Annotated in this window: 9 protein-coding genes; 3 read left to right on the top strand and 6 right to left on the bottom strand. The window is 68.1% G+C overall.

The features are described from left to right. Positions 1 to 290: 290 nt before the first annotated feature. The 4 genes from CCN37_RS25875 to CCN37_RS25860 form a co-directional block, all read right to left on the bottom strand. On the bottom strand, positions 291 to 2,123 hold the full coding sequence (locus CCN37_RS25875; protein WP_086825650.1) for a cellulase family glycosylhydrolase: 1,833 nt from the start codon (positions 2,121 to 2,123) through the stop codon (positions 291 to 293). 63 nt (positions 2,124 to 2,186) lie between these two features. Further along, positions 2,187 to 2,921, bottom strand: a complete 735-nt coding sequence (locus CCN37_RS25870) for a 4'-phosphopantetheinyl transferase superfamily protein (RefSeq protein ID WP_086825648.1) — start codon at positions 2,919 to 2,921, stop codon at positions 2,187 to 2,189. A gap of 1 nt (position 2,922) precedes the next feature. Continuing rightward, positions 2,923 to 3,645 (bottom strand): thioesterase II family protein, encoded by a 723-nt coding sequence (locus CCN37_RS25865; protein ID WP_086825645.1) that lies wholly within the window; start codon positions 3,643 to 3,645, stop codon positions 2,923 to 2,925. Positions 3,646 to 3,656: 11 nt separating this feature from the next. Then, entirely contained in the window at positions 3,657 to 4,391 is a 735-nt protein-coding gene (locus CCN37_RS25860) for a DUF998 domain-containing protein (RefSeq protein WP_246843309.1), read from the bottom strand. A gap of 112 nt (positions 4,392 to 4,503) precedes the next feature. On the opposite strand from CCN37_RS25860, the gene CCN37_RS25855 reads away from it, so the two are divergent. From CCN37_RS25855 to CCN37_RS25845, 3 genes are read left to right on the top strand one after another with little or no spacing between them, the layout of a single operon-like run. Next, complete coding sequence (locus CCN37_RS25855) at positions 4,504 to 5,550, top strand: zinc-binding alcohol dehydrogenase (RefSeq protein WP_168200861.1); 1,047 nt, start codon at positions 4,504 to 4,506, stop codon at positions 5,548 to 5,550. A 2-nt stretch (positions 5,551 to 5,552) separates the two neighbouring features. Beyond that, the gene (locus tag CCN37_RS25850) at positions 5,553 to 6,338 is read left to right on the top strand and encodes a sugar phosphate isomerase/epimerase family protein (protein ID WP_086825641.1); all 786 of its coding nucleotides are present in this window, start codon (positions 5,553 to 5,555) and stop codon (positions 6,336 to 6,338) included. 36 nt (positions 6,339 to 6,374) lie between these two features. Beyond that, complete coding sequence (locus tag CCN37_RS25845; protein ID WP_086825639.1) at positions 6,375 to 6,968, top strand: TetR/AcrR family transcriptional regulator; 594 nt, start codon at positions 6,375 to 6,377, stop codon at positions 6,966 to 6,968. Here the strand turns inward: CCN37_RS25845 and CCN37_RS42085 are convergent. Further along, entirely contained in the window at positions 6,945 to 7,658 is a 714-nt protein-coding gene (locus CCN37_RS42085; RefSeq protein ID WP_086825637.1) for an HNH endonuclease signature motif containing protein, read from the bottom strand. The genes CCN37_RS25845 and CCN37_RS42085 overlap by 24 nt on opposite strands. Next, positions 7,640 to 8,359: DUF222 domain-containing protein (locus CCN37_RS42080; RefSeq protein ID WP_143261809.1), on the bottom strand; the 720-nt coding region annotated here is incomplete at its 5' end. The genes CCN37_RS42080 and CCN37_RS42085, both read right to left, overlap by 19 nt.

The raw sequence follows: 8,359 nt of genomic DNA, 5'->3' as shown, positions 1-8,359 counted from the left end.
AATGAGTCATTGAGGTACTTGAGCTCCCCGAATGACCCCTTCAGGTACTCGGCGCCGCCCCCAACGACCCGTTCAGTGCGTTGGGAGAGCCCTGAACGACCCCTTCAGGTACTTGGATTGGCCCTGAACGACCCGTTCAGTGCGTTCAGCGCCCCGAACGGCCCGTTCAGTGCGGTGAAGTACCTGAACGGGCCGTTCGGGGCCACGGGGGCACCACCTCAATGACTCGTTCATGTGGTTGAACGTGCTGAACGAGTCATTGACCACGCTCAACGTGGTCAATGAGTCATTCAGCTCATACCCGCAGCGGCGGCCCAGGCCGCGAGGTCGCGTTGGGCAGCGGTGAGGTCGGCGACGGGGACGCGGGCGTTCACGACGAGCGCCACGTGCACCCCGGGCCCCGCGTTGAGCACGAGCTTGCGCGCGACCGACGACCCGGACTCGAAACCCACGCGCACCAAGGAGTCCGAAGTGGACAGTCCTGAGTGGACACCGAAGGACGCGGCGACGGAGGACTCGGAGGGGGAAAAGGTGCGCGGCAGGTGGAGTTCAGTAGCGCCCTGTGCACCGCCGCGCCACGCGAGGATGCCGAACTGGCGACCCTCCACGACCTTGGCGAGCGCCGGGTACTGGGCGGGCACGTGAATCCACCGGACGGACGGCGTGGTCGACGAAGCGAACCCGTCCTTGGCCATGTCCTCGTATGCGAACGCGAGCGTGTCCCCGGCGACCGCTTGCGGATACATCCGGTCGAGCACGCGCTGATCGACGCGGAAACCGTTGGCGTCGATGACGGAATGGTCCTCGTCGTTCCACGCGTCCCCAGCGGTCTGCACCTTGGCGGGGTTGCCGTTCATCAACTCGTGGTGCTTGCCGTTGTAGATGTCCCACTGCCACTGGGTCGCGGACATCACCGCTCCGGCGGACATCGGGCGCGCCCACCAGTCGGAGTTCCCAGCGCCGCGATCGAGTCCCTGGTACGCGGCCTTGAGGATCATCGGCGCCTTCTCGGAGGACCAACCGCTCATGCGGTGACCGAACTCGGAGAGAAAACCAACAGTCCCCAGCTGCTCCGCGCGCTCGCGGATCTCGTTGGCCTGATTGGCATATCCGCCGTCACCGGGTTTGGTCGGATCGATCGACAGGCGCAGCGTGTCGTAGAAGTGCGAGTTGAAGACGTAGCGCGGCCCCATGCTCCCGATGCTGCCGAACCCACCGCGCCGGAGCCCGACGATGGCGAGGTTCCAGTTCACCAAGGGCTCGGCGTAGAGCGGCTTGTCCTGCCATCCCACGGTGTCCATGCGCGCCCGAACACGTTGGTAGAACGGCCAGATCAGCTCCTTCTCACGGTCAGCGAAGGAGACCGCGCCCTCACCGTCGGCGGGCTCGTTGAACGGGTCGAGTCCGAGCACCAGGCCGAACTCCTTGGTGGGCAAGGAGTTCTTCAGGTGCCGCATGGTCGCGGCGGCCTGGTCGAGGAAAGCGTCCTGCATGCCGATCTGCCCGGCGGGCGTATCAAGCTCGCGGTTGAGCCAAAAATCGCGGAAGGCCGAGCGGACCGCGTCGTTCTGCCACTGGTTCTGACCCCATGTCACGCACGCGACGCAGTGCTCCTGGGGATACTTGCCCGCGTCGATCACCCACTTCGGAGCTCCATTTCCCGTGTACCAGCTGTCCTTGTTGAACAGATCGCGCGAGAACAGGTCCTGGTGGAAGTCGAGCAGCACGTGCACTCCGCGACGCGTGAACTCGCGGATCTGCGCCGTGGCGCGGTCGAGGTAGGCGGTGTCGATGGTGTTCGGCGCGGGCTGCACTCCGTCCCACGCGACGAGGAAACGGACAGCGTTCGCCCCCGTCTCGTCGCGCATCGAGGTCGCGGAGCGCGCGGCGTCGGCCACGGACGCGAAAGGCAGCCTGCCGTGCTCGTTGAGCTTGGTGGTGCCGGAGACGTTGAAGCCGCGCAACACCACCTCGCGGCCGAGCTGGTCGCGGAAGACGTGAACCGTCCGCCCACCAACAGTTTTGGTCCCGACAACGACCGTGCCGCCGTCAGCCGGAGCCGCCGCCACGGGCGCCCCGACCCCCACCAGCGCGAGAACAAGTGTGACCGCCAACACCCTCATACATGAGAAAGTTCCACATTAAGCGGGCGAAGCGGTACCCACACCCGAGTGAACCAGCGGGAACTACGCGGGGATCGCGGCGGTGAGCAGGTCGGCGCCGTTGTGCTGGGCGACCACGAGTTCGCCCGCGGCGCGTTCGGCGATCACGGCGACGGCGCCGACGTGATCGCGCGGAGCCTGGACGTCGGCCATGCGCGTCTCGGCCGGGAAGCGGTCGGCGCCGGGCTCCTCCGCGGGCCAGCTGAGCAGGCGCGGAGCACTCGCCGGACCGGTGAGGACCACGTCGGGCAACGACACCATGAAGCCGACGCCGACCGCCTTGACCACGGCCTCCTTGCGGGTCCACATGCGCAGGAACGGCTCCGAGCCGCCGCCCGCCCTGGTGATGCCCGCGATCTCGTCGGGCCCGAACACCACGCTCAGGTCCTTCAACGGCGCGCGCCCGGCGGACGGCTCCACGTCGAGCCCGACCAGGCCGTCCAGCGACGCGGCGACGCCGACCAGTTCCCCGGCGTGCGTGACCGAGAGCTTCGGAGCGCCGGGCAGCGGCGACGTCACCGGCCCGTGCGGTCCTTCGCAGCGCGAGCAGTGCCGCTCAAGGGGAACGTCAGCGGCGGCGACGCCGAGCGAGCGCGCGACGATCGCCCTGGACAGCGAGGCGCCGAGCAGGAACCGCTGCTTGTCGTCGTCCTTGAGGTAGCGGGACCAGCGGTCGCGTTCCTCGTCGTTGAGCCAGGCCAGCATCGGCTCCAGTGGCACCGAGCCCAGCTCGACCCACCACACGTCCGCCTTGGGCACCTCAGCCGTCCTCTCGCAGCGCGTGAATGTGTTCCGGCAGCCGTTCCCACACCTCGGGCACGTAGAAGTGGCCGCCAGGGAGCCGGTCGATCCGCAGGTCTCCCGTGACGATCTCACCCCAGCCGCGCACGGCCGCCTCGTCGACCTCGTCCAGCTCGCCGTAGAGGACCTGCGTCGGCGCTCCGATCCGCACGGCGGGGTCGTACACCAGGTCGTGCAGGGCGGTGATGTCGCCGCGCAGCATGGTGATGGCCATCTCGCGCAGCTCAGGGTGCTCCAGGACCTCGTCGGGGACCTGGGCCTTCTCCCTGATCCACTCGACGTACTCCTCGTCGGTGTCGTTCGGGCCGAGCGTGTACTTCAACCCCGACGTGGGCGACCGCGTCGCCGACAGCACGACAGCGGCGGCCTTGTCGGACCGCGTCGCGAGGCTCGCCGCGACGGCGCCGCCCATGCTGTGCCCGAAGAGGACGTAAGGACGTCCGGCAGCGGCTTCCGCAACGGCCAGCTCGACGTCGGCGAGCAGCTGGGCCCAGGTGGGCGGCATCTCCTCGCGGGTGCGGCGCTCCCGGCCGGGGTAGCAGACCAGCGCGAGCTCGACGTCCTGCGGCACGCGGTCGGCCCAGCCACGGAACGGCGCGGTGCCACCGCCCGCGTAGCTCAGGCAGATCAGCACGCGCCGCGCGTCCGGCTTCGGCTTGGGGCACACCACTCGGTTCGTCATCACCGATGAGGTCACTCGATCGGCGCAGGGGTGTCAAGTGGGCTTCGAAAGGGCTCAGCGACCGCGGGCCGGGTCGAGGCGATCGCCCAGCCCCCTACGCCGACGACGGCGACGACCTCACACAGCGCGAGGAGGCGTTCGATCACGCCGAGCGGCAGCACCTGCCACCACGACCCGCCCACCGCCATCGCGTAGACCAGCACGTAGACGACGGGCGCGAAGGACAGCACGGCCAGCACGCCGAGCGCGCGGGTGCGCCTGGCGTGCACGCCCCACCGCTCGTCGCGCAGCCAGCGGCGGGCGATGAGCAGCACCGCGACGGGCAGGCTCAGGAACGCCACGATGCTGCCGACGCGGTGGATGTCGCCGCTGAGGCTCGGCCCGACGGCCCAGTTGTGCTTGGGGAAGAGCACGACCACGGTCAGCCCGGCGCTCCACAGGTCGAGCATGACCGCCCCGACCGAGCGGAACCGGACCAGGCCGCCGCGCTCCAATGCCGCGAGGATCGCCAGCGACCCGAGCGCGAGCAGCAGCAACGCGATGTCGTAGACCACCCGGTTCGGGCCGAGCGCGTGTTCGCTGATCGTGCGCCGCACCGGGTTGATCAGGCCGATCGCCGGGACGAGGTCGAGCACCGCGATGATCGCGACGGCGCTCAGCGCGGCGACCGTGCCGCCGACCGCGAGCCCGCGCGCGAGCCCACGGCCGCGACCGGCCTGAGCAGGGATGAGTTCGGGGGTGAGCACGGCGCCTCCTCAACACGTCGCCCCCCAATACCAACCGGTGACCCGTGAAATGCCGGTTACCTTCGACTTCTGTCGCTTGACAAGACATAAGTCGGTGCGGCTAGGTATGCGCGTGCCCAAAGTCGTGCAGTTCTCCGCGCCGCGTTCGGTCGAGCTGGTCGAGGAGCCCGTCGCGGCGTTGGCTCCGGGGCAGGTCCGGGTGCGCACGCTGTACTCGGGGATCTCGGCCGGGACCGAGCTGACCGCCTATCGCGGCTCGAACCCGTACCTGAGCAAGCACTGGGACGCCGAGCGCCGGTTGTTCGTGGAGGGCACGCCGTCCTTCGGGTACCCGGTGGCCGGGTGGGGCTACCAGGAGGTCGGCGTGATCACCGAGACCTCTGTGCCCGAACTCGAAGTGGGACAACGGGTCTGGGGCATCTGGGGGCACCGCTCGGAGGCCGTGGTGGACGCGGCGAAGCTGGCCGGGCACGTGCTGCCGGACTCCGTGCCGCCGATGGCCGGGGTGTTCGCGCGGTTGGGCGCGATCGCGTTGAACGCGGTGCTGGACGCGGACATCCACCTCGGCGAGGACGTCGCCGTGTTCGGCCAGGGCGTGCTCGGCCTGATCACCACGCGGCTCGCCACGCTCAACGGTGCTCGGGTGATCGCTGTTGACGCGCTCCCCCAACGCTTGGCGCTCGCCGCGGTGCAGGGCGCCGTGCTCGCGCTCAACGCGGTCGACGACGCGGTCGCTGAGCGGATCACCACGCACACCGACGGCCGCGGCGCGGACACGTGCATCGAGATCAGCGGCTCGGTGAAGGCTCTGCACGAGGCGATCAGGTCTGTCGGCGTGGCCGGCCGGGTGGTCGCTTCCGGTTTCTACCAAGGGGACGCGATCGGTCTGCGGCTCGGCGAGGAGTTCCACCACAACCGCGTCCGCCTGGTCGCCTCGCAGATCGGCGGGGTGAATCCGGGGCTGGCGCAGCGGTGGTCGGTGGAGCGGTTGCAGCGCACGTTCATGGACCTCGTCTCGGCGGGCACGCTGGACCCGCTTCCCCTGGTGTCGCACGTGATGGGCGCGCGCGAGGTGGCGCTGGCCTTCGCGGAGATCGACGAGCGCCCCGCCGACACGTTGCAGGTCGTGCTCGATTTCGCCGATGTGGACGGGAGTTGACGATGTTGTTGTCCTGCCAGGAGCAGATGTTGCCCGGTGCCACGCTGCTGGCGAAGTGGGACTTCGCGCGGCGCGCCGGTTTCGACGCCGTCGAGTTGCGCGGCCGGGGTGATCTGTCCTTCCGCGACCGCCTCCCCGAACTCCGCCAAGCGAAGGCCGCCGGTGTCGTGATGCCGACCGTCTGCGTGGAGATGTCGCACTTCATCGGCGACTTCGACGCCGAGCGTCGCCGCGACGCGATCGCCAACATGGCCTGTCAGCTGTCGGTGATGGCTGAGCTCGAAGGCGTTGGCGCGATGACGCCGGCTTCGTGGGGCATGTTCTCCTACCGCCTGCCCCCGTTCGTCCCGCCGCGCAGCGCCGAGGAGGACCGCAAGGTGCTGTTGGACGCGCTCAACGAACTCGGCGAGCACGCCGAGCGCGAGGGCGTGGTGCTGTTGCTGGAGCCGTTGAACCGCTACGAGGACCACATGGTCAACCGCCTCGACCACGCCATTGAGCTGATCAAGGCGACCGACTCCGACGGTGTCCGGGTCGGCGCCGACACCTACCACATGAACATCGAGGAGGCCGCTCCGCTGGACGCCCTCCGCGAGGCCGCGCCGTGGTTGGGGCACGTGCAGATCAGCGACTCCAACCGCTTGGAGCCCGGCGCCGGCCATCTCGACTGGCGGTCGTTGACCGCGACGCTGGCGGAGATCGACTACTCCGGCTCGCTCGCCGTGGAGTGCCGCCTCAGCGGCCCGCCCGAGGAGGTCCTGCCCACCGTGCCGCCGCTGCTGCGCTGACTGATACATACGCTTCCGCACGTATAGTGTGGCGTCATGCGGAGGACGGCGGCCGAGGCTGCGGCGACAAGGGCTGCCCTGGTGGACGCTGGTCTGCGCGTGTTCGCCGAGTCCGGCTTCGCTGACGCTTCGCTCGCCGATATCGCCGCCGCTGCCGGGGTCACGCGCGGCGCCGCCTACCACCACTTCAAGGACAAGGCCGAGTTGTACCTGGCCGTTGTCTCCGAGAAGTGGCCCGTGGCCGCCGCCGAGGTGTGGGAGCCCCTGACCACCGAGGGCCCGGCCGAGTCCCGTCTCCACGAGCACCTGCGCCGCTACTTCGTGGCGTTGGAGCGCGACGACACCATGCGGTCGATCTTGAGCGTCACCATCTACAAGTCCGGCAACGCTCCCGGCTTGGACCTGAAGCGGGAGGTCATGCACTCCTGGGTGAGCCAGATCGCCGACGTCCTCGCCAACGCGCCGGAGCTCCTGCGTCCCGGCACCGATGTCGAGATCGCCGCGTTCGGCATCGTCTCGACTGTCAGTGGTGTCACGAGCACCTGGCTCGCCGACCCCAGCTTCCTGTCTCCCGCCGCGCGCGCCACCGACCTCGCCGATCACGCGCTACACGGCGCTTTCGCCAGCTAGGTCGACCCTGACGTTGCGCATCGGTTTCTGATCCGGGTCCACCCACCTCGGCGGAATGAAGGTCGGGATGCCGTCTTCGAAGACGATCTCCCAGCCCTCGTCGTGCATCACGTGATGATGGTGCGAGCACAGCAGCACCAAGTTGTCGATCTTCGTCTCCCCGCCGTGAAGCCAATGAACAACGTGATGAGCTTCCGTCCACGCCGGAGGCCGATCACACCCCGGGAAGGCGCATCCTTTGTCCCGCACCGCCAACCCCTTGCGCATGGCCGGAGTCGCCGTTCGGTTGCTTCGTCCGACATCGAGTGGCCTGCCTTCGCCTCCTAGGAGGACGGGCAGGATGTTGGCGTCACAGGCGATCTGTCGGGCAAGCCCGGCGCTGATCGGCTCGCCCCAGGCGGTGAACCCGGTGCCGAGGCTGGCCATGAGGTCGGCGTAGGAGATCGTCACGATCACCTGCGGCCGTTCACCACCGTGGGTGGGCAACGCTTTCGCCGTCAGGGCAAGGTCAACCACCTCTGCGAACGCATCCGCATACCGCTGCTCGGTCGTCCGTTCATCGCCTGCGCGCTTCTTCGCGAGGGCGTGCAGCAGGGATTGGATCTTCTGCCCGGTCAGGGTGTCAAAGCTGCCGATCAAGTGCAGATGGCCGTGTTCGTCGGTGCCCATCTTCACCGACCGCTGCGCCACCCCTCCTTCTCATCCCGATACGTGCCCTCCGGATCGATCGTCGCCCGCGCGACCTTCGCCGCGTACATCAACTGCCGGGGGTTGAGGCGGGGTGCGTGACGGCAGAGGACCTTCTCGACCTTCTTCGCCTTGTCGACGGGGACTTTGTCGACGGTGTTGGCGATGATCTGCGCATGCCGCACGCTGATCTTCCCCGCGTGCAACTTCTTCCGGGTCCTGTCCAACCCCGGCAACCGTTGCACCAACTGACTACGCCGAGCCGCGTCCTCCGGCGCGATCTTCAAAGTGGTGCGCAACAACACCGCGAGGTCCTTACAACCCTGACGTGCGGGCACACCCTGAGCTTCCGCTTCGGCGGCGACCTCGATCGCCGAAGCGGTCACGATGTTGATGATCTTCTCGTGCTCACGCAGACAATCCAACAACCCATCACCGGTCAACTTGTAGGCATCCCGCTCACGAAGATGAGCCTGCAACGATGCGATCAAACCCTTGGTATCAAACAAGATTCTCCCCCTCGCCTCCCTTCTTCTATTGTCCCAAATGCGAAGATCGACATCCTCTCCCCATAGGGTGAACACGTTGTGTGACAAGGGGTTCGTCGACTCCGTCGACCTCACACGCCCAGGCGTCCGCCACGCCGAAACGCAACCCCCTCCCAACAGAACACGCGGCTGGAACGGGTCGGCTTTACCTGGGGT

The organism is Allokutzneria sp. NRRL B-24872 (assembly GCF_002155965.1).
In the GTDB taxonomy this organism is placed as follows: domain Bacteria; phylum Actinomycetota; class Actinomycetes; order Mycobacteriales; family Pseudonocardiaceae; genus Allokutzneria.
This window is presented reverse-complemented; position numbering and strand designations above follow the sequence as displayed.

Excerpts from the sequence above, each read along its gene's own strand:
- CCN37_RS25865 (WP_086825645.1), bottom strand. The coding sequence starts at position 3,645 with ATGACGAACCGAGTGGTGTGCCCCAAGCCGAAGCCGGACGCGCGGCGC.
- CCN37_RS25845 (WP_086825639.1), top strand. The coding sequence starts at position 6,375 with ATGCGGAGGACGGCGGCCGAGGCTGCGGCGACAAGGGCTGCCCTGGTG.
- CCN37_RS25850 (WP_086825641.1), top strand. The coding sequence starts at position 5,553 with ATGTTGTTGTCCTGCCAGGAGCAGATGTTGCCCGGTGCCACGCTGCTG.
- CCN37_RS25875 (WP_086825650.1), bottom strand. The coding sequence starts at position 2,123 with ATGAGGGTGTTGGCGGTCACACTTGTTCTCGCGCTGGTGGGGGTCGGG.